Raw genomic sequence first — 20157 nt, forward strand, 5'->3', positions numbered from 1 at the left:
ATCCTTATGCGTCGAAGACTTTAGGAGAAATATGAAATTCAGCGCCAGAGTGTGTGTGACGCAAACTCAAGTCGTAATCGACACGGGAGAGAACTTCACGCGAGATATGGAGTCCCATGCCGCGCCCTCCAGGTTTGCGAGAAAACCCAAGTTCAAAAATCGAATCATGATCCCGTTCGGGAACACCAGGTCCGGTGTCTTTGATTACAAGGGTGCTACCTATGGCGTCCAATGTGATTACCCGAGTCGGCTGATCCTTTATCCAAAAGATTGCATTATCGACCACGTTCACAAATACTGGGTAAAATGAAGAAGGGTAGCCCATGAACTCTGCCCTCTTAAAGGAAGGTGTTGCAAGCAACTCGACTTCATGCCGTTTGAACCGTTCACCAAACAAATCTATGAGAAATTTATTGATTTCTGAGCCGGAAATCTTAACTTCTTTCCTATAAAGACGCCTGTGAAGAGGGGTGAATAGAGTCAAGTAGCCATCTAGGTGGTCAAAACTACTCCGGATACCTTGATATATTCCCTCAAGCCCCTCATTAATATCTGCCCAACCCTTAAGCCTACGGATATAGTCACGGATAGATCTAATACTTGAGTCAAACTCATGATTTATAACCTCTATAGCCATCCCGAGTTGGGTCAACTGAAGATCTGTTGCGACTTGCTCTTCAAGTGCGATAGCTCTTTGTTCAAGGGCTTCCATTTGTTCGATCTGTGTGGAGCCTTCGGATGTGTCTATGGATTCAAGTTGATTTTGCAGTCGCTGGAGGTAGGCACGTTCCTTATCTCGGACATCTATCAGTGCTTTTTCCAGTCGATCACGTTCTTTGATGATTGAGTCATCATCCATTGATGACACATCCAAACGTGCAAATTCAGCAAAGACGGATTGCATCACCGCGTTGATATTTTTTACGCTGGATTTAGCCGCGTTAAGGACATCAGTATTCACCTGAGATGCTTGCTCTTCAGTCGCTCGTCGCTCTGTGCGTCCAACTTTTTGGGCGTCCTTGGACAACTCATCGAGGGAACGCTCGATACGTATTCGCTTATCCAGGGCAATTTTTGCTTCTGCGGCCCGTTCCTGCACCTCGCCCTCAATCAACTCGCGAGCCTGAGAAAAAACTTTAATCTGGAGATTCTCGAAAGCCGTTTGGTATTTTGCCCAATCGTCAAGAACCGCTTTGCCTAGTCCTATCCTAGGCTTAACGATACGGTACTCATTTTCAAAAGTACTTAGTTTTGCTCTCGCGTCAGCTTCAGCTTTCATGAAAGCTTCCGCTGCTTCCGCAGGATTATTTATTAATGCTGCGACTCGCAGATCAGCATGAATATCATCAATGAGTTGACCGACAAATAATTGCGGATCACCCACGTCAACTTTATGAAAGAAAGTATCAATTTGCTCTTTAAAAACTGTCCTTTTTTGGGAAACTTGCATCTCCCGTTTTCGTCTTGCTGCATCCTGGTCGTTCAATTCAGCTTTCTTGACTTGGAAAAAGTCTTCAGCGGCATCTCTCCTAAAAAAGTCAGCGGCAAGCTGCACAAAAAAATTCTTGAGAATGTTTTGTAGGTCTCTATATGCCCCATTTTCACGAAATCCTTCACGCCCAGCTTTCTCTCGCAGATTGGGATTGGCCGTGCTTGAAAGTTCAACAACCCCAAATATTCTTCTATAAGAAAAGTGGTAATACAATGCGCTCTTGGATCGATTCTTTTCCAAATCGAGCCAGTCGCTATCATTGCCTCCATAGGGCAGCATGCGCACTCCATCTCTGTAGATGTAAAGCCCTCCAAACCGATTCATTTTTTGAATCAATTCACCCCAATCCTCTAAAGGAAGAGTGCTTTCTCGTTCAGCGCCTTGAACGTTTGCAACGGAAATCTTAAAAGGGCCACACCTAGCCTGGGAGCCGTGTCCACCTCGCCACGAAATAATATGATTTGGGAATTCTTTGCCAAAAATTGTAACAGAGCCATTAAACTGCCCATACTCATCGAATTCTCCGCATATCTGGTGGTCCGCATTAATAAACTCTTTGGGTGTAAAAAATTTTCCCACAGCAATAAGATCATCAAATGCTTCTTCTGACTTATGGTCGCGAAAGGCCGTTTGAAGGACTGGAGGTGTATGGCCAGGGGTCATTGTGTTGGAAAAGCCTCTGAGCATCTTATAGAGGGGGGGGGCGGAGTCGACCGCCTTGCCTTCATCAATATCAGGGCACAACATCTCTGAAGTGGGTTTTATGATAAAATGCGTTCCGTGCCCTTCTTTCTGAAGACTCATGTCACTGACGTAGCCATCTATTTCATACGGGTCTAATACAAACGAATCCAGGTCGTTAGAAATTTTTTCAAAAGCGTCTGCATCAAAGAGCTCTTTTAGGCCATTCAAAGTCGAACGGCACACATCAACCATATCGTTGATGTCCTTACTGGTCGGCAACGTGCCAGCAGGGAACGTCCTCACTGCAAATTCTATTTTATCGAGATCCGCGCCAGGGCATTCGAAAAGACCCCAATGGATGAAAGCGGCGACGGTCTCACAGAGAGCTTCTTCACGAATGGCTCTGGATAGTACTAAAACTTGTGGCCCAATGATTGCTATTGCTAGACGCCCAACACCCTTTTCGCCCAAGAGGATGCGTTCATCCTTGCCTGCCATCTTTGGGGGAGGTGTTGCATTTCTACCCTTTAACTTGCTTTCCGTACCAAGGGTGAGCCACCTGTCGAGGAACTCTTCCTCAGTCATCCCCACACCGTCATCTCGGAGGACAAAGAGCCCATCAGAGCGATAGAAGTCGACCTCAGCCCTATTGGCATAAGCATCATGGGCGTTTTTAAACAACTCGCTGATCGCCGTAGGAATACCGGCGATTTGCTGTCTTCCGAGCATATCGAGAGCACGAGCGCGAGTTTTAAATGTCGCCATGTTCTAGAATCCTTTGGATGTGGGTTCCAATCTTTTTTGCCAAGACCGGAGGAACGGCATTGCCAATTTGTTTTGCTATTCCGGACTCGTTGGAGCAACGGAAGACATAATCTTTCGGAAACGTTTGAAGGGTTGCCCCCTCTCTCAAGGAAAAGGCCCGGTTTTCTTCTGGATGACCGAACCTACCATTCGAGAGGCTGTTAAACCGAGTTGTTATAGTGGGAGCTGGCTGATCCCAGAAGGCCCGACCATAAACATTTCTAAAACAGTTGTCCTTTTCCTTGTAGGCTTCAATCTGTAACTCTGGATCATCTTTCCAACTAAACCGGGTTCCGCCATTGTGAGGAGTAACCTTGATTCGTCTCAAGTTCTCTTCAGACAGGCCCGCCGCTGTGTGAATAAAGTCCGAATCATCCTTGTGTCCCGCCTCGATGGGGGGAAAGCCGTTGCCAACGCCAATGAAATCACGAAGGCGAAGCCCGGTAAGCTTTTCTTTTTCCGGCAGTGAAGCTCCACAATTCAGCCGGGTGGCAATAAGCAGATACCTGGGACGTTTCTGAGGGACTCCATGGTGATAAGAGTCCACGACCTCGTGCGCATAGGTATAGCCTTGGTCTGTAAGAAAACGAAGGAACGTTGGCAGGTAGCTTTTAGGGTCTTTATACAGGCCTGGGACATTCTCAATGATGACAAAGCCCGGGTGAAAGTGCCTAACAAACTTCTGAAATTCTTCTAGAAGAAACGCACTTTTTTCGCTCTTTTTTTTGATAGTCCGGATCTTGCTCCAATACTGACAAGGGCTACAGCCAACAAGGATGAGTTCATCGTCATTAGGCGAAATACCGATCTTGTCTTCGAGAATTGGTGGGTTTAGCTCGCTGATATCGTATTCGAGAAATTCAGATGGGGCGTTATTGATGCTATAGGTTTCTTTGCACTCCGCGTTGTTGTCGATGCCTGCGAGCACTTGAATCCCCGCTTGTGCCAAACCGCAAGTCATTCCGCCAGCACCACAGAAAAAGTCGACCGCCTTCAAGCCGGTGTTGGTTTTGGCCTTCTTGGTTGACGCGACCATATCAGTGTCATCTTTATAATTCAGCATATTAACAACTTCTTTTAGTTTTTCTGAGTTTAATTACCCACAAACTATAAATTAATCAATCAGTTACGTCTGCTCTGTTGCGGGACATAACCCTTCTCCCAAGCTTCTCCAAGCCCAAGCCGCTCAAAAAGTAAAGACTCCTGTTTCTATCGCAGGTCAGGCCTCAGTGAACGATACGGATGTCTGAGCGCTTCCGGGAGAAAATTGAGCCCCTCCACATTTTCAAAAATGTGGGCAAGGGCTGGCTCTCTGAGACCAAGAGTATAATGAAATAATTGATTTTTTCTTTCAATAATCGTGCTTTTTTGTATCCATCTACTCGAAATATAATGTTAAAAATCGTCAAGAAAGTGGCGAGTATGCCCATGCGAGCAAATTGGAGGGTTTGTCAGTAGTTGTGAGCATCGACCTGGCGCCCCAGGTAGACATGTCGATGCATCCTTCCGTCCCGGAAATATTCCCTTCAGGTGAATGCCAAGCCCGGTTCCGGCTGTGCCGAAGTGGGGCGTGAGGAGAGGGAAAGGGCAAGTAGGCCGTTCGCTCAATTTTCTCCCGACGACTTCTGAACACCGAGCACCAATTATTTTTGCAAATCCGTTACGAGGAAAGCTGCGTACACGACAACCATTTCTTTTGTCATGGGTAGTTATAAGGTCACAGCCAGCACGTACGCACATATAACAAAAGCCATCCGTTGCCGGATGGCTTTATATTGAAAGATCGAGTCTTGGCCGCCGAACCCACGGCGGACCCCATGAAGAAAAAAGGGATTTCAGCCTTTCGACTGAAATCCCTTACTTTCTAATGGCGGGGCCGATGGGACTCGAACCCACGGCCTCCGGCGTGACAGGCCGGCGTTATAACCGACTTAACTACGACCCCGCATTTGTTTTCGTGGTGGGCGGTACAGGGATCGAACCTATGACCCTCGGCTTGTAAGGCCGACGCTCTCCCAGCTGAGCTAACCGCCCAGTCCCGTCCAACGAGAAACAGTCTTTATAGAGCCACATGCCTGCTGTCAAAGACTTTTTTCAAGATAATCGAAAAAAGTTGAAATTAACCTGAAAGCGGTCCGGGCAGAGGGGGGAGAGCGGAAACCCGGGTAAAAAAAAGGGCCGTCCGTGAAGGACAGCCCTATAGGTCTTCGAAAGCGAGAGTCTTAACCGCAGGATGTGCAGGAAGAGCATCCCGAAGAAGACTCCTTGAGCCCCGATTTGATGTTGAAGCCCATGTGCGGATGAAATTCCACGGAAATGGGTTTCGATTCTTCCATCAGAGCGGTTTCAACCAGGAATTTGTATCCGTCAATTTCGTGTACTACGTCGTTGTCTTTTTGCTCATCCAGAGCAAGCGCCAAGCGAGGCCCGCCTCAGCCGGCGGCCATGTAGACCCGGATTGGGGACACTTCTTTGCCAGCGAAGTGCATATCGAGCTGCTCTTTGGCAGCCTTTGTAAGTTCGAACATGGAATCCTCCTTTGATGTGGGAAAGGACGTAGTTATTGATTTTATCGATGTCAATGTCCGGGGCCGCGTGATTTTCGTGATGGTTCTTCATGAAATCCCGCTAAACGCCGCCGGCCGGGAACATCGTCATCTCCGAAAAAGATGCTTGTGTCTTACACTCAAGAAAGTTTAACATGCACTCAATCCTGATAACCAGAAACCCGGACCGGATATGAGTCCACATAATGCCCGCATCCTGCTTGTCGACGACGAAGTGACTCTTCTTGAGTTGCTCGGCGATTTTCTGCGCGAACAAGGCCATGAGGTCATCCTGGCGGACTCAGGCGTCAAGGCCCTTGATCTCTACAATTCGGAGCTTCCGGATCTTGTGCTTCTTGACCTGAAGCTGCCGGACCTGTCCGGACTGGATGTACTCAAGCATATTTCCTCCCGGGATGACGAAACGGGTCTTATCGTCATTTCCGGGGTCGGCTCCACGGACGACGCCATCGAGGCCTTGCGCCGGGGCGCGTGGGATTTTCTGGTCAAGCCCTTCCTCAATCTGGAATTTGTGCTGCACGCCGTGAACAAAAGCCTGGAAAAAGTACATCTCAAACGGGAGAACAGGCTTTATCGTGAACATCTGGAAGAAGAGGTGCAGCGCCGGACCACCGAATTGCGGCAGGAAATCATCGCCCGCAAACGCATTGAGGAGGATCTGCGCCGCAGCGAGACGCGTTACAAGGAACTGAGCCTGACCGACGAACTGACCGGTCTCTACAATGCGCGTCATTTTTTCAGGCAGGTGCAGGCCGAGGTGGAACGGGCCGTGCGCTACAACAGCCCGCTATCTTTGTGCGTCCTCGATATCGACAATTTCAAGCAATACAACGACACTTACGGGCATCTGAATGGTGACGCCGTACTCTCGGAGCTGGGGCGGATCATCCAGAAACTGATCCGCGATGCGGACTCGGCCTACCGTTACGGAGGCGAGGAATTCATCATCGTCCTGCCGGAGACCAATCGCGAAGAAGCCGCCCGCGTGGCGGAGCGCATTCGGATCAGCTTTTACGAGCACGCCTTCTATCCCAAAAAAGGGAGCGGCGTTCATGTATCGATCAGCCTTGGCGTGACCAGCTATTGCCCGGGGGAAACAGTTTCAGACCTCGTCGACCGGGCCGATCAGAACATGTACGCCGCCAAGAAATGCGGCCGCAACACCACGGTTTGCAGATGATGCGCCAAAGCGCGCGCTGATCCCCGCGACCGTGGCGGCCTGCCCGCAGTAACTACATCGATCACGATGCCGAATCGACATCGCCGTCACTCCAGCCTCATCGCAGGCGCAATCATCCTTCGTCGTTCATAAGTGCCGTCAGACGACAAAAGCCGCACTCCCCGGCAGACGTCGGATAGCCGCAGGTCGTGCAGGGCTGAATGTCCACGCTTGTCTCACCGCGCGGGGCAAAGCCTTGCCGGCCGTCCTTGAGGAACCCGTCATAAAAGCGGATCTTGCGTCCCGGCTGGATGTCTTCGAGGTCCGCCAGCAGGTTCTTGTAGATGGGAAAGCTGGCCTTGGAACTGTAAGGGCACGGGGCGTAGCCGTAGTCGATGCCGGCTAGAAAGCACAGGTTCGCGGTTTCGAACTCGGTCAGACGGAAAAGTGGCTTGACCTTCTTGGCGAAACCTTTCTCGGCGTGCATGACAGGTCCCTGATCGCTCAGAAATTCCACATCCCAGCGCATGACATTGGCGAAAAGCCGCGAGGTCTCGTCATCGAGATTGTGTCCCGTGGCCAGCACCGTGAACCCGTTCTCCTGGGCGAACTTGTTGAACAGGTAGCGCTTGGTCTGTCCGCACACGGAACAGATGGGGCGCTTGACCCGGCGTTTGACGTCGCACATGGCCAGCCCCAATTTGGCCGTCTCGATGACGTGCAGGGGGATCTCGTTGGCTGTGCAGAAACGCTCGGCGTAGGCCCGCGCGATGGGGGAGGATTCCGGGATGCCAAGGTCGATGTGCAGGCCCTCGATGTTGTAGCCGAGATCCTTCAATTGCCACGACAGGGCCAGGGAGTCCTTGCCGCCGGATATGGCGACGAGGATGCGGTCATCGAAGGTGAACATCGAGTGTTCCTTGATGGCCCTTTCCACCAGGCGACGGGCGAAAACAAGGAAGCAGTCCTTGCAGAAAGCGGTGTGGTGGCTGGGCAGGGCGACCACGGCGGGGATCTGGCAGCGTTTGCATTTCATGTTGGCTACCCCTTTGATCCGACGTCGCGCACAATGACGTGATCGCCGTACTTGAGGTTCAGATCCGGAGTGAGCAGGCCGCCGTCGCGGATGACGAGAGCCCGTCCGGGCTTGCGCCCGAGTTTGTGCAAGAGTTGCGTGACCGTGGCGGCACGGTCGATGGTCAGTTCCCGATTTTCGGGTTCAAGGCGGACAGTTATCATGATGCTCCTGTGCTTGTGCTGTCGGTGTCGGCAGGTGCGTGCCCTAAATCGATGCGTCGCAAAATTCAAGACCGCTCTTGTCCGATTTCAAGAACCAGAAAGCCGTCTTCGTCGAGCCTGCCCCGGTCCGGGGTGACGAACCAGCGGATGCCGTCCGTTTCGATGACGGCCTTTTCGGTCAGGTCATCCCGGCCCAGATAGCCCTGCATGACCTGGGTTCCACCGATGAGGATGCGGCCGCTCTCGCCGTGGGGCAGATCGGTCAGGGTTTGCGGATGCACGATGCGCAGGGCGGAACCGGGCAGGGGCAGTCCCACGGTGCCGGGTTTGCGGCCCTGCTGCACGCTCAGGTCCAGGGGATTGAGCACGTCGGGAGCATTGACGGTGGCCACTGGAGTGGTCTCGGTGGTGCCGTAGCCGTCATGGACGATGAGCCCGAACTTGTGGCGGAAGGCCTGCACGCAATGATCGGAAAGGGCCAATCCGCCCGACAGGACGGAGCGCAGCGACGCGAACATGAGCGGATGCAGGACGGGACTGACGACGTACGCTTCCAGCATCGCGGGATCGGCGCAGAGCATGGTCGCCTCGAAATCGACGCACATGCGCCCCATCTTGCGGGCTTCAAAGGGGTCATGGGCGCAGGCCATGGGTACGGATTCAAGCAGCGGCAGGAACATGGTCGTGGTCAGTCCAAGAGCGTCGTGCAGGGGCATGGCGGTAAGCAGCACGTCATCACCCCGGGGTGGAAAGAGGGACGCGATCTGCCGGGCGTTGGTGATGATGCTGGAGTGTCCAAGGCGCACGCCAACCGGAATTTGCTCCTCCCGCTTCACGAATATTATGGCCGCCGTGGCTTCCGGCCTGACGCGCAGAGGCAGGATGAAACGCAGCAATGCCAACGGCATGAAGCGGATCAGGGCGCGTTCCACGGTCGTGCCGCGCAGGGATGTCCGGCAGTCTTCCACGAACATGAAACGCATGTCACCTTGAAGAGCGGCGCATCCCCGGCCGCGCAACCTTTCAATGTGCTCGCGGGTGCTGAGCACCGTCTTGATTCCGGCCTGATCCAGACAGTTGACAAAAGCCTCCGCCGGCAAATCCGGATCAAGGTTGACGGTCGTCTTGCCGGCCATGAGCACGGCCATGTTCGCCGCCGCGCCCCTGACACCCGGCGGAAGCAGGATGCCCACAGCCTTTTCAGGCAAGGTCTTGAGCTTGCGCGAAAGGCACAGGGCCAAAAGGAACAGCTCTTCCCCGGTGGTCTGGGCTCCGCTGGAGTCGGCCACGGCCAGCCTTGCCGGGGCGCGTTTGACCGCGCGCAGCCATTTTTCCGGGATGGAGGTCTGGGTGCGGGCAAACTCCTGCCAGGCCAGGATGGACTGACGGTGCACGGCGTCTTTGACCTCCTGGGGAGTGGCCGAGGCAGGCATGGCGGGGCCGAAGCACAGATTGACGTCCCGCGCCAGGACTCCGTTGGTGTTACGGCGGAAATGCCTGCTCACGGCGGACCACCTGCTGCCCCAAAGGCCGCGCAGGTAGAAGGGCACGATGACGCATTCGCTCTGGACCGCCGGAATGCAGTAGCCGCGCCTGAAGGCTCCGAGCTGGCCGTTGCGGCTGATGGCGCCTTCGGGAAAAAGGACTACGCACTCCCCGGCCTTGAGGTTCTCGGTGATCTTGCGCAGGGCCGAGCTGCTGGCGGCGGATGAGATGGGAATGACGCGGTAGAGGTCCAGGAACCAGCGCAGGTACCAGCGACTGTAATAATGACGCGACATGACAAAGCGCACGGGCCGGGGCACGGCCAGATGCAGCACGGCCCAGTCGATCCAACTGGTGTGATTGCCAAGGAGCAGCACCCCGCCCTGAGACGGAATGTTCTCCAGACCGCTCACGACCAGACGGTAGCGCTGCGCAAAGACGATGCGCAGCAGAAAGCGCATGAAGGCCTGGGGCAGCTTGCGCAGGGTATGCACAGAGCCAAGCCCCATGATCGCGGCCAGGATCAGGATGATGGGTACGCTCGAAAGCCCGGTCAGGGAAGCCAGCACGGTCACGCACAAGAAGGACAGCATGAACACGTTCTGCAGAAAATTGTTTCCGGCCAGGATGGTTCCAAGATCCGAATCCTTGGCATTGAACTGGATGAGCGCGTTCAGCGGCACCACGTAGAGACCGCCGAAAAATCCGTACACGGCCAGCAGGCTGCCCAGGGCCGGAATGTTGCTCATGCCCGGAATGATGGCCAGACAGAGGGTCATGCCCAGGGCGGCCAGCGGGATGATCCCGGTCTCGATGTAGGTCCGCGAGAGCCGACCGGCGGTGATGGAACCGGCGATGATGCCCACGCCGCCTATAGCCAGCAGCCCTTGGGCGACAACGGTGGAGGTCACACCCGCGAAATCCTTGAGGTGCGCGCCGAAGGCGGCGAAGAGGACCTGATTGACGGCCCAGAAGAGCGACAGGCCGAGCACGCACAGCCAGATGGTTTCATGGCCGCGAATGTTCTTCAAGTTATTCTTGAGGTATATTCCTCGGGCATATGTCCTGAAATTGAGGCGCAGGGAGGTGTCCCCCGGCTTGTATTGCGGGATGCGCAGAGCCGTCAGGGTTTGCGCCACGGCCCCGGCGATGAGCAGCAGGCCGCTCGGGGCGATGGCCCGCAGGATGCCTTCCTTGGTCGTCGCGTCGCCGATGAGGGACTCGAAAAGCAGGGAGAAGAGCACCCCGCCAAGGAGTATGGCGACAATGGTCACGGCCTGAACCACGCCGTTGGCCATGCCGAGGCTGTCCTTACCCGCCATCTCCTTGATGTAGCCGTACTTGGCAGGGGAATAGAAGGCCGACTGCGCGGCCAGGATCAAGGTCAGGACAAAGGCCGCCTCGAACCAGCCCAGCAGATAGCTGCCGTAAATGAGCACGGTCAGCGGTATGGCCAGGCCCGCAGTCCAGCGCATGACCCGGTGCTTGGAGAAGCGGTCGGACAGAAAACCGGCGGGAGTGAAGAACATGATGAAGGGCAGCAGAATGCAGGCGTTGACCAGGGCGGTCAGCGCGATCTGCGTGGATCCGTCATAGCATTTGAAGACCGTGTTCTGGATGATGATCTTGTGCCCCAGGTCGAGCATGGCATTGATCAGCACGACCAGGAGGTAGGGCAGGAATCCCCGGATTCCGAGAAGACGGCGATGGCTCGATTTCGTGGCTTCCATGGCTCAGCACAGCCCCAGCATGCGCAGGCAGGAGGCGGTAACCAGCGCGGGTGTTTCGGAGGTAAGTTCGAGCTTTCCGTAGCGGTGCAGAACCAGAGGCTGCAAGATGGCGCCCATGAGCAGCCCCGCATGCAGGTCGGCGTCGCAGGGGGGAATCTCGCCCGCGCCCACCGCCTGGCCGACAAAGCGTTCGGCCATGGCCATGGGCTCGGTCTCGCGGCTTAAGAGCTTGTCCTCGGGAAAGCCGTGCTGAGTCAGCAGGATGAAGGCGAACTGGTCGCCATTGTATGTGTAATAATCGTATATGGTCTGGATCGCGAGCCCCAACCGCAGATCGAACGGCATGCGGTCGTCGAAGAGGACTTCGGAGACAAGATGGGTGAACTGGTCCAGTTCGCGGTTGAAAAGCTTCCAGGCCATCTCTTCCTTGCCGGAATAGTAGCGATACAGGGCGCCTTCGGTGACTCCGGCTTCGCCCGCGATGTCCTTGATGGTAGTTCGGGCCAGCCCTTTGGTGGCAAAGAGGCGAATAGCCGATTCTTCTATGGTTTCGCGCTTCATGACTGGTCGTGACATGGGGATCCTCCTTTATTGTGTGAGTATGTATTTACTCATTTCGTTCCAAGGTCAAGAAAAAGGGCGTACTCGAAAGAGTACGCCCGGGGGAGGGAGGCGCTGCCGGGGCCTGGGGTTAGGTATGGCGTCCGGCGATCAGATCTTGGATGACGGAAGGATCTGCCAGGGTCGAAGTGTCACCGAAGTCCTCCAGGGCCGTAGAGCCCGTGGTGATTTTGCGCAGCACGCGGCGCATGATCTTTCCGCTGCGGGTCTTGGGCAGACCTACGGTGAATTGGATGACTTCGGGAGAGGCCAGCGGCCCGATTTCCTTGCGCACATGATTGCGCAGGGCCTTGATGAGTTCGTCGGATTCGTCCGCGTCGGCGCGCAGGGTGACGTAGGCGTAGATGGCTTGTCCCTTGATTTCGTGCGGCATGCCGACCACGGCGGCCTCGGCCACGGCCGGATGGGAGACCAGGGCGGACTCGATCTCGGCCGTGCCCAGACGATGTCCGGAGACGTTGATGACGTCGTCAAGGCGGCCCATGATCCAGAAGTATCCGTCCTCGTCCTGGCGCGCGCCGTCACCGGCTTCGTATTTGCCGGGAAAGCGGTCGAAGTACTGCTGCTTGAAGCGCTCGGGATCTCCGAACACGCCGCGCAGCATGCCCGGCCAGGGGCGTTCTATGATCAGGTGTCCGCCTTCGTTGGCAGCGGTCGGATTGCCTTCGGCGTCCACGATGCGGGCATGCACGCCGGGCAGGGGACGGGTGGCGGAGCCGGGTTTGAGCGGCGTGGCGAAGGGCAGGGCGGAGATGAGGATGCCGCCCGTTTCCGTCTGCCACCAGGTATCGACCACGGGCAGCTTGGATTTGCCGATGTTCTCGTGGTACCACATCCAGGCCTCGGGGTTGATGGGCTCGCCGACGCTGCCCAGCACGCGAAGCGAGGAGAGGTCGTTCTTGCTGGTCCATTCGGCTCCATCACGCATGAGCGCCCGGATGGCCGTGGGGGCCGTGTAGAAGGAGGTGATCCTGAACTTTTCGACCAGGTGCCAGAAACGCGATGGATCTGGATAGGACGGCACGCCTTCGAACATGACCGAGGTCACACCCAGCGCCAGGGGGCCATACACGATGTAGGTATGCCCGGTGATCCAGCCGATGTCCGCCGTGCAGAAATGGATGTCGTCGTCATGCAGGTTGAAGACCAGCTGCGTGGAGTGGGCCGCGTAGGTCAGATAGCCGCCCGTGGAGTGCATGACGCCCTTGGGCTTGCCTGTGGAGCCGCTGGTGTAGAGAATGAAGAGCAGGTCTTCGGAGTCCATGGGTTCGCATGGGCAGGTCGGGGCGATGTTCGGATCGGCTACGACGTCATGCCACCAGAGGTCCCGGCCTTCGACCATGTTGATGTCGATGCCGGCCCGCTTCAGGACCACGCAGCTGGTCACGGTGGGGCATTCGGCCAGGGCGTCGTCGACATTGCCCTTGAGCGGAATCTTCTTTCCGGCACGAAGCACCGCGTCGGCGGTGACCAGCACCTTGGCCTCGCAGTCCTGGATGCGGTTCATGAGGCTGGCGGCCGAGAATCCCGCGAAGACGATGGAATGGGTGGCGCCGATGCGCGTGCAGGCCAGCATGGCCACGGCCAGCTCTGGAACCATGGGCATGTAAAGGGCCACGCGGTCGCCGCGTCCGACACCGAGTTTCTTGAGGATGTTGGCGAAGCGGACGACATCGGTCAGGAGTTCGCGGTAGGAAATGTGCCGGACATCTTCCTCGGGCTCGCCCTGCCAGATGATGGCGGTCTTGTCGCCCAGGCCGTTCTCCACGTGCCGGTCAAGGCAGTTGTAGCTGACGTTGAGCTGGCCGTTCACGAACCAGTTGATTTTCGGAATGTTGAAATCGCAATCCATGACCTTGTCCCAGGGCTTGCTCCAGCTGAGAAGTTCCTTGGCGCGGTCGGCCCAGTAGCCTTCGGGATCCTGATCGGCGCGGCGATAGTGCTCCTCGTAGGTGGCCATGTCGGGGATATGGGCGCGCTTGGCTGCGGGTGGGGAGAAGAGGCGCTGTTCATGCTGCAGGCTCTGGATATTGTCAGGTGTCATGGTGATTCCTCCTTTACTGTTGAATAGGCGGTGTCCCTGTTGAGGACTTCATCTGGCAATAGGGTGTAGAAGAAATGAATTTTGTTTTCCCCCCTTTTCTGGTAAATGGCTGATATTGGCGGTTAACGGAAACGCCACCACCTTCATGTCGGTAAACGGAGCTTTTCGGACGATGAGCGTCAAACACCTGGATCTGTTGTTCAAGCCCAATTCCCTGGCTATCATCGGTGCGTCCCGCGATCCGAATTCAGTCAGCGCCATCCTGATGCGCAACCTCATGTCCGGCAAATTCCTCGGGCCAGTGCTGCCTGTTTCCGGAGCGCAGGAGGCCATTTTCGGCGTCCTGTCGTATGTAGACGTGGCTTCCCTGCCGCTGACGCCGGACATGGCCATCATCTGCTCTCCCGCGCACGAAATCCCGGATCGTCTCGTCGAACTGGCCGACAGCGGCACCCACGTAGCCGTGATCATGGACCCTGGTTATGCCTTGCTTGAAGCCAAAGAGCGAGCGCAAATGGATGAAAAGATCCGCACCGTGCTGCGAGAAAGGGATATCCGCGTACTCGGTCCGGGCAGCCTGGGCATGATCGTCCCGGCGAGCGGGGTCAACGCGAGCCTGTCCCGGGTGGGGGCCAAGGAGGGACGCATCGCCTTTGTGACCCAGTCCGACAGCCTCTTTGAATCGGTTCTGGACTGGGCCAAGACCAACAACGTCGGCTTTTCCCACTGCATCTCGCTTGGTCGCCAGCTGGACGTGGATTTCAGCTGCGTGCTCGACTACCTGGGGTCCGATCCAGCCACCAAGGCCATCCTTTTATATGTTGAAAACATCCAGGACGCACGCCGCTTCATGTCCGCGACCCGGGCCAGCGCTCGCAACAAGCCCATTCTGGTCATCCGTCCGCGCCGTCTGCCCTGCGATCTGCGCGACGCGGCCAGCGAACTCACGGAGATGGATCAGGACCAGATCTACGACGCCGCCTTCCGCCGGGCAGGCATGGTCCGCGTGGACGACATCGACTCCCTGTTCGAGGGCGCGCGCACCCTGGCCAACTACAAGCCGCTGCGCGGCAACGGCCTGGCCATCATGACCAACGGGCAGAGCATCGGACTGCTGGCCGCCGACACCTTGATCAACGGCGGGGGAGAGCTCGCCTCCATCACCGAGGAAACCCAGCTCAAGCTGGAGGAGATCCTGGGTCATGAGCGCTGCTCCGACAACCCCGTGACCCTGCCCTACAATGCCACGCCCGACACCTACGCCCGGGTTTTAAGCGTCCTGGTCCGTGCGCCGGATGTTGGGTGCGTGCTCATTCTGCATGTTCCCTTTCAGGGCACGTCAAGTCAGGAAATCGCCCAGGCCGTGACCCAGGTCGCCAAGACCAGCCGCTGCCTCGTGCTCGCCAACTGGCTGGGCGAGGAGACGGTGCGCGACACCAAGGACGTCTTCGAGGAGGCGGCCATTCCGGTTTTCGACCGTCCGGGCAAGGCCATCATGGCCTACCTGCACATGCTGCGCTACAAGCGCACGCAAAAAATCCTGATGCAGACCCCGGATTCCCTGCCGGCGGACTTTTTTCCGGATACCGAACACGCCCTGAAGATCATCAAGGATGCCCTCGCAGAAGACCGCAACCACCTCACCGAGGACGAATCGCGGCAGGTCCTGGCGGCCTACGGCGTGCCGGTGGTCGAGACCAAGATCTGCAAGTCGGCCATGCAGGCCGTGGAGGCGGCATCCGAGATCGGCTTTCCGGTGGCGCTCAAGATCCGCTCTCCCCAGATCACCCAGCCTTTCGACATTGGCGGCATCGCCCTGGACCTGACCACGCCTGATCTGGTTTTCGAAGCGGCCGCCAACATGTCCGCGCGCGTCCATGCCCAGGTTCCCAACGCCTACATCGAGGGCTTCACCGTCCAGAAGATGGGGCGCAGACCCGGCGCCCACGAACTTTTCATTTCCGTCTTCACGGACAAGATCTTCGGACCGTTGCTGCGCTTCGGTCACGGCGGCGTCTCCGCGCCGGTCATCAACGACCACTCCGTGACCCTGCCTCCGCTGAACATGGGCCTGGCCAAGGAACTCATCTCCCGCACCCGCATCTACAAGCTTTTGCAAGGCTCAACGCGTCAGGCCGCAGCGGACATCGACGACATCTGCCTGGCCCTCATCCAGATCAGTCAGATGGTCATCGACCTGCCCCAGATCGTGACCCTTGAAATGAACCCGATCTTTGCCGACGACCTGGGAGTGCTGGCGCTGGGCGCCCGGATTTGGATTCAGCCCACGCAGGTCTCGGGCCCCGAAAGACTGGCCATCCGTCCATACCCGCGCGAACTTGAAGAGTGCGTGCGTCTGAAAAACGGCGAGCAGGTCCTCCTGCGACCCATTCGCCCCGAGGACGCCCAGGCCCACCTCGATTTCATCCACAAGCTGCCTGAGGAAGACCTGCGGCTGCGCTTCTTCGGCCTGATCCAGAACTTTGTCCTGAGCGACATGCCCAAATTCACCCAGATCGACTACGACCGTGAGATGGCCTTCATCGCCACGCAGAACGTCGACGGGGTTCCAAGAACGCTCGGCGTGGTGCGCACATCCACCAAGCCCGACAATTCGTCGGCTGAATTCGCCATCATCATCAGCGCGGACATGAAGGGAACCGGACTTGGCTCGGTACTGTTCGAAAAGATGATCCGCTACTGCAAGGGGCGCGGCACCCGTTACCTCGAAGGTCAGACCATGCCCCGCAACAAGGGCATGATCGGCCTTGCCAAGCGGTTTGGGCTGAAAGTTTCCCACAACTACGAGGAAGAACTTGTCGAAATGCGCCTGCCCCTCTGGGAGTGGGAGCCGGACCATTGAAATCTCCCCATTTTTTCGGTTCCCCAAGACATCTGGATAATTCAACCGATTTCCGTTAAACGATTATTTCGCGAGACCGAGCCTGTCCCCGCATGAGCGAGGACAGGCTCGGAACGTGTTCAAGACTGGTCTTTTTCCTGGCGAGGGGAAAGATTGCAGGAGGATTCATGCAAAAAAAAGATACAGCCACTTTGACCATTGACGGCAAGTCCTACGAGCTGCCCATCGTGCGCGGCACAGAGGGCGAAGTCGCGGTGGACGTGAGCTGTCTGCGCAGCCAGGCCGGGGTCATCACCCTGGACCAAGGCTACGCCAATACAGGATCATGTTACAGCGCCATCAGCTTCGTGGACGGAGAGAAGGGAATTCTGCGTTATCGCGGCTACCCCATCGAGCAGTTGGCCCGGCAGAGTTCCTTTGTAGAAACGGTCATGCTCCTCGTTTTCGGCGAACTGCCGACCCGCGAAGAACGGGCCGCCTTTCGGACCATGCTCGGCGATACGGCCCTGCTGCATGAGGATCTCATGCACCACTTCGAAGGTTTTCCACCCAACGGGCATCCCATGGCCATCCTCTCGGCGGTCATCAATTCCCTGGGAGCCTACAACCCCGATCTGCTGGACATCCAGACCGAGACCGAATTCCGCAAGGCCGTGGCCAAGCTCGTCAGTAAAGTGCGTACCATCGCGGCTTTCAGTTATCGCAAGTCCGCAGGGCTGCCCATCATCTACCCGGACCCCAGCCGATCCTACTGCGAGAACTTTCTGCACATGATGTTCTCCGTGCCCTACAAGGAGCACGTGCCCACCCCGGAAGCGCAAAAGGCCCTGTCGCAGTTTCTGATGGTGCATGCCGATCACGAGCAGAATTGCTCCTGCTCCACGGTGCGCATGGTCGGATCGAGCGAAGCCAACCTCTTTGCCTCGGTTTCTGCCGGAATCTGCGCCCTGTGGGGCAGGTTGCACGGAGGGGCCAACTCCGCCGTGGTGCACACGCTCGAACACATCCGCGACGGGGATCTCACGGTCAAGGAGTGCATCGAGAAGGTCAAGCGCAAGGAATTCAGGCTCATGGGCTTTGGACACAGGGTCTACAAGAACTTCGACCCCCGGGCCAAGGTCCTGAAGGAATGCGCCACGAACCTGCTGGCCTCCCTGCACGTGAAGGACCCGTTCCTCGACATCGCCCAGGAACTTGAAGAGATCGCGCTGCATGACGATTATTTCGTTTCGCGCAAGCTCTATCCCAACGTGGACTTCTACTCCGGGCTGATTCTGCGCGCCCTGAACATCCCGGTGAACATGTTTCCGGTCATGTTCGCCATCGGCCGCCTGCCGGGCTGGATCGCGCACTGGCACGAACAGCATCTGGAAGAGAACACCCGCATCCATCGCCCCCGTCAGATCTACGTGGGGCCGAACATCCGGGACTACATACCGATGAAGGATCGCTGAACAAGAGGGCGGCCACGCAGGGCCGCCCCTACGGAAATGGTGTGGTCCATTGAATGATGCGTTGCCACACCGCCCACCACGGCACGATATGGTCCATTGAACGATGCGTTGCCACACAGCCCAATCTTAGGGGCAGGCCTTTTGTGCCTGCCCCTTTTTTTGGTTCCTGCGTCTGGCGTTTTTATGGCGTATTGAGAGGGCGGCCACGTAGGGCCGCCCCTACGATTTTTGGGTCATGAGGACCGAGAAGAGGACCACGCAGGCCGCGGCCATTTGCAACGGATTCATGGTTTCGCCCAGAAAGACGAATCCGCAACCCACCGCGACCACGGGAATGAGATTGATGTGCGCCGAGGCCGTGCTCGCGGGCATGCGGGTGATGGCCCAGTTGTAGAGGGAGAAAGCGCCCAGTGTCACGCCCGCGCCGAGAAAGACGAGGATCAGGACCAGCTGTATGTCGAAAGTGCCCGCCGGGACATCCATCAGATGGACGATTCCCGGCGAAAAGAAGAGGCAACCCGTGACGACCTGCATGACCGTCAGCGTCCAGGCGTCATAGCGCCTGCCCAGAATGCGGATGATGATCATGTTCGCGGCCGCGCAGACCATGGCCAGAAATTCCATGCTGTTGCCAAGAAGCGGGGAAGGGGCGGCCACGGTGGCCTCCCCGCCGAGGGTCAGGACCGCGACGCCCGCCACGGAAAGAAGCAGGCCACCGAGGACGCGAGTGCTCAGGGGCTCTTTGAGGATCACCCAGGCGGCCACGGCCACGAGCAGGGGGACGGAGGCGGAGATGATCCCGGCCTGGGCCGAACTGGTCAGGCCAAGGGCCGCGGATTCGAGCCAGAAGTAGAGGCAGGGCTGAAAAACGACGGCGGCCAGGAGCAGCTTCCAGTCGCCTTTGCGGTATGCGGACAGACTCACCGTCCGGTACAGCGGCAGGATGCACGCCAGAGCGATGATCATGCGCAGCCACATCACGCTCAGCGGATGCAGATCCTGCAGGGCGATGCGCATGGTGGAAAAGGATGCGCCCCAGAGCACCACGGCGCCCACCACGGCCAGACGGGGCAGCAGGGCGATGGGGTTTACGGCTGTCAAGGAAATGGATTCGGACTTCATTCGGGCTCCTGAATTGATGAAGATGAGCGGATCGAAATGCTTCAGGGCAGAAGCGCGTACTGCCCCGGCGTAGCTGAAGTATAGAGCTTGAACGTGTTGCTGAAATGGGATTGATCGGCAAAGCCAGTGACCTGGGCCACTTCGGACAGGACCATGCCCTGCCGGATCAGGGACTTGGCCCGTTCCACGCGCTGCTGGGTGCGGAAGACATGGGGAGGAATCCCGGTCTGACGCTTGAAGGTACGCAGCAGGTGATACTGGCTCACCCCGAGCACGGCCGCCATGTCCCGCAAGGTAAATTTATGCTCCAGATTCGAGCGCAGCATTTCCTTGGCATGCCGGACGAGCATGGGAAGAGCCGGGGACTTGCTTTTCACTCCGCAGTACGCACCCAGAATGTCCCCCAGGGTTCTGACCAGCGCCGATTCCCGCGCCAGTCCGTGACTCGCGGTCAGGTTCTGCGCCAGCCTGTAAAGGGACATGACAAGATCGGGCCGATCGCAAATCAAGGTCGTGAATTCGGGAGCCGCTTCGGGCCGACGGCTCATGTCTTCCGCCATGCTCCGAACCAAATCCGCACGCAGGTAGAACATGGTGTAGGATATGGTGTCGTCCGAAATCGGCACGCCGGAGTGGACCTGCCCGGGATTGATCAGACACGCCTGTCCCTGCCGCACGGTGGCTTCGGAATGCGATGGGCCGAGGCAGTAGCTTGCTCCCTGATGCATGAGTCCTATGGCGTAAAGATCGTCATGGAAATGGCGGGGGAAGACATGGCTGCTGCGCGCGACCTGGCTCATTTCAAGACCGGGCTGGACATGAAGAAAACTGATGGACGGGCAGGACATGGGCAAGCTGATAGACCAGAGAGGGGGATGCCGTCTTGGAAAAAA

General features: G+C 57.1%; 13 protein-coding genes and 2 tRNA genes. 3 read left to right on the forward strand and 12 right to left on the reverse strand.

The window, feature by feature from the left end:
* Positions 1 to 4: 4 nt before the first annotated feature.
* The 5 genes from BMZ40_RS15295 to BMZ40_RS19960 all read right to left on the reverse strand — a co-directional run bounded on the left by BMZ40_RS15295 (position 5) and on the right by BMZ40_RS19960 (position 5508).
* Entirely contained in the window at positions 5 to 2941 is a 2937-nt protein-coding gene (locus tag BMZ40_RS15295) for an ATP-binding protein (RefSeq protein ID WP_092377765.1), read from the reverse strand.
* Positions 2928 to 4043 carry a DNA cytosine methyltransferase gene (locus BMZ40_RS15300; RefSeq protein WP_218143787.1) on the reverse strand — a complete coding sequence of 372 codons (1116 nt, stop codon included), beginning with the start codon at positions 4041 to 4043 and terminating at the stop codon, positions 2928 to 2930. Before BMZ40_RS15300 ends, BMZ40_RS15295 begins: the two co-directional genes overlap by 14 nt.
* 805 nt (positions 4044 to 4848) lie before the next feature.
* A tRNA-Asp gene (locus BMZ40_RS15305) sits at positions 4849 to 4925 on the reverse strand.
* 13 nt (positions 4926 to 4938) lie between these two features.
* Positions 4939 to 5014 (reverse strand) — tRNA-Val (locus BMZ40_RS15310).
* A gap of 188 nt (positions 5015 to 5202) precedes the next feature.
* Positions 5203 to 5508, reverse strand: a complete 306-nt coding sequence (locus BMZ40_RS19960; protein ID WP_092377770.1) for an IscA/HesB family protein — start codon at positions 5506 to 5508, stop codon at positions 5203 to 5205.
* Between the two features lie 211 nt (positions 5509 to 5719).
* Between BMZ40_RS19960 and BMZ40_RS15320 the strand changes: the two genes are divergently transcribed.
* A complete protein-coding gene (locus BMZ40_RS15320; protein WP_092377773.1) occupies positions 5720 to 6727 on the forward strand; it encodes a GGDEF domain-containing response regulator in 1008 nt (335 codons plus the stop codon).
* A 112-nt stretch (positions 6728 to 6839) separates the two neighbouring features.
* Here the strand turns inward: BMZ40_RS15320 and BMZ40_RS15325 are convergent, their stop codons facing one another.
* The 5 genes from BMZ40_RS15325 to acs all read right to left on the reverse strand — a co-directional run bounded on the left by BMZ40_RS15325 (position 6840) and on the right by acs (position 13825).
* Positions 6840 to 7742 (reverse strand): PP-loop family protein, encoded by a 903-nt coding sequence (locus BMZ40_RS15325; RefSeq protein ID WP_092377776.1) that lies wholly within the window; start codon positions 7740 to 7742, stop codon positions 6840 to 6842.
* 5 nt (positions 7743 to 7747) lie between these two features.
* Positions 7748 to 7945: a ubiquitin family protein gene (locus BMZ40_RS15330; RefSeq protein ID WP_092377783.1), complete on the reverse strand. Its 198-nt coding sequence runs from the start codon at positions 7943 to 7945 to the stop codon at positions 7748 to 7750.
* Positions 7946 to 8010: 65 nt separating this feature from the next.
* Positions 8011 to 11160 (reverse strand): MFS transporter, encoded by a 3150-nt coding sequence (locus BMZ40_RS15335; RefSeq protein WP_092377786.1) that lies wholly within the window; start codon positions 11158 to 11160, stop codon positions 8011 to 8013.
* 3 nt (positions 11161 to 11163) lie between these two features.
* A complete protein-coding gene (locus BMZ40_RS15340; protein ID WP_092377789.1) occupies positions 11164 to 11736 on the reverse strand; it encodes a TetR/AcrR family transcriptional regulator in 573 nt (190 codons plus the stop codon).
* Between the two features lie 115 nt (positions 11737 to 11851).
* A complete protein-coding gene (gene acs / locus BMZ40_RS15345; protein ID WP_092377792.1) occupies positions 11852 to 13825 on the reverse strand; it encodes an acetate--CoA ligase in 1974 nt (657 codons plus the stop codon).
* Between the two features lie 172 nt (positions 13826 to 13997).
* Between acs and BMZ40_RS15350 the strand changes: the two genes are divergently transcribed.
* Both BMZ40_RS15350 and BMZ40_RS15355 read left to right on the forward strand, forming a co-directional pair.
* Positions 13998 to 16688 (forward strand): bifunctional acetate--CoA ligase family protein/GNAT family N-acetyltransferase, encoded by a 2691-nt coding sequence (locus BMZ40_RS15350; RefSeq protein WP_092377795.1) that lies wholly within the window; start codon positions 13998 to 14000, stop codon positions 16686 to 16688.
* A gap of 167 nt (positions 16689 to 16855) precedes the next feature.
* On the forward strand, positions 16856 to 18142 hold the full coding sequence (locus BMZ40_RS15355) for a citrate synthase (RefSeq protein WP_092377798.1): 1287 nt from the start codon (positions 16856 to 16858) through the stop codon (positions 18140 to 18142).
* Positions 18143 to 18361: 219 nt separating this feature from the next.
* On the opposite strand, the gene BMZ40_RS15360 is transcribed toward BMZ40_RS15355, so the two are convergent.
* The gene (locus BMZ40_RS15360; RefSeq protein ID WP_092377801.1) at positions 18362 to 19264 is read right to left on the reverse strand and encodes a DMT family transporter; all 903 of its coding nucleotides are present in this window, start codon (positions 19262 to 19264) and stop codon (positions 18362 to 18364) included.
* A gap of 41 nt (positions 19265 to 19305) precedes the next feature.
* Entirely contained in the window at positions 19306 to 20112 is an 807-nt protein-coding gene (locus BMZ40_RS15365; protein WP_092377804.1) for a helix-turn-helix domain-containing protein, read from the reverse strand.
* Between the last annotated feature and the right edge of the window lie 45 nt (positions 20113 to 20157).

It is taken from the genome of Desulfomicrobium apsheronum (assembly GCF_900114115.1).
In the GTDB taxonomy this organism is placed as follows: domain Bacteria; phylum Desulfobacterota; class Desulfovibrionia; order Desulfovibrionales; family Desulfomicrobiaceae; genus Desulfomicrobium; species Desulfomicrobium apsheronum.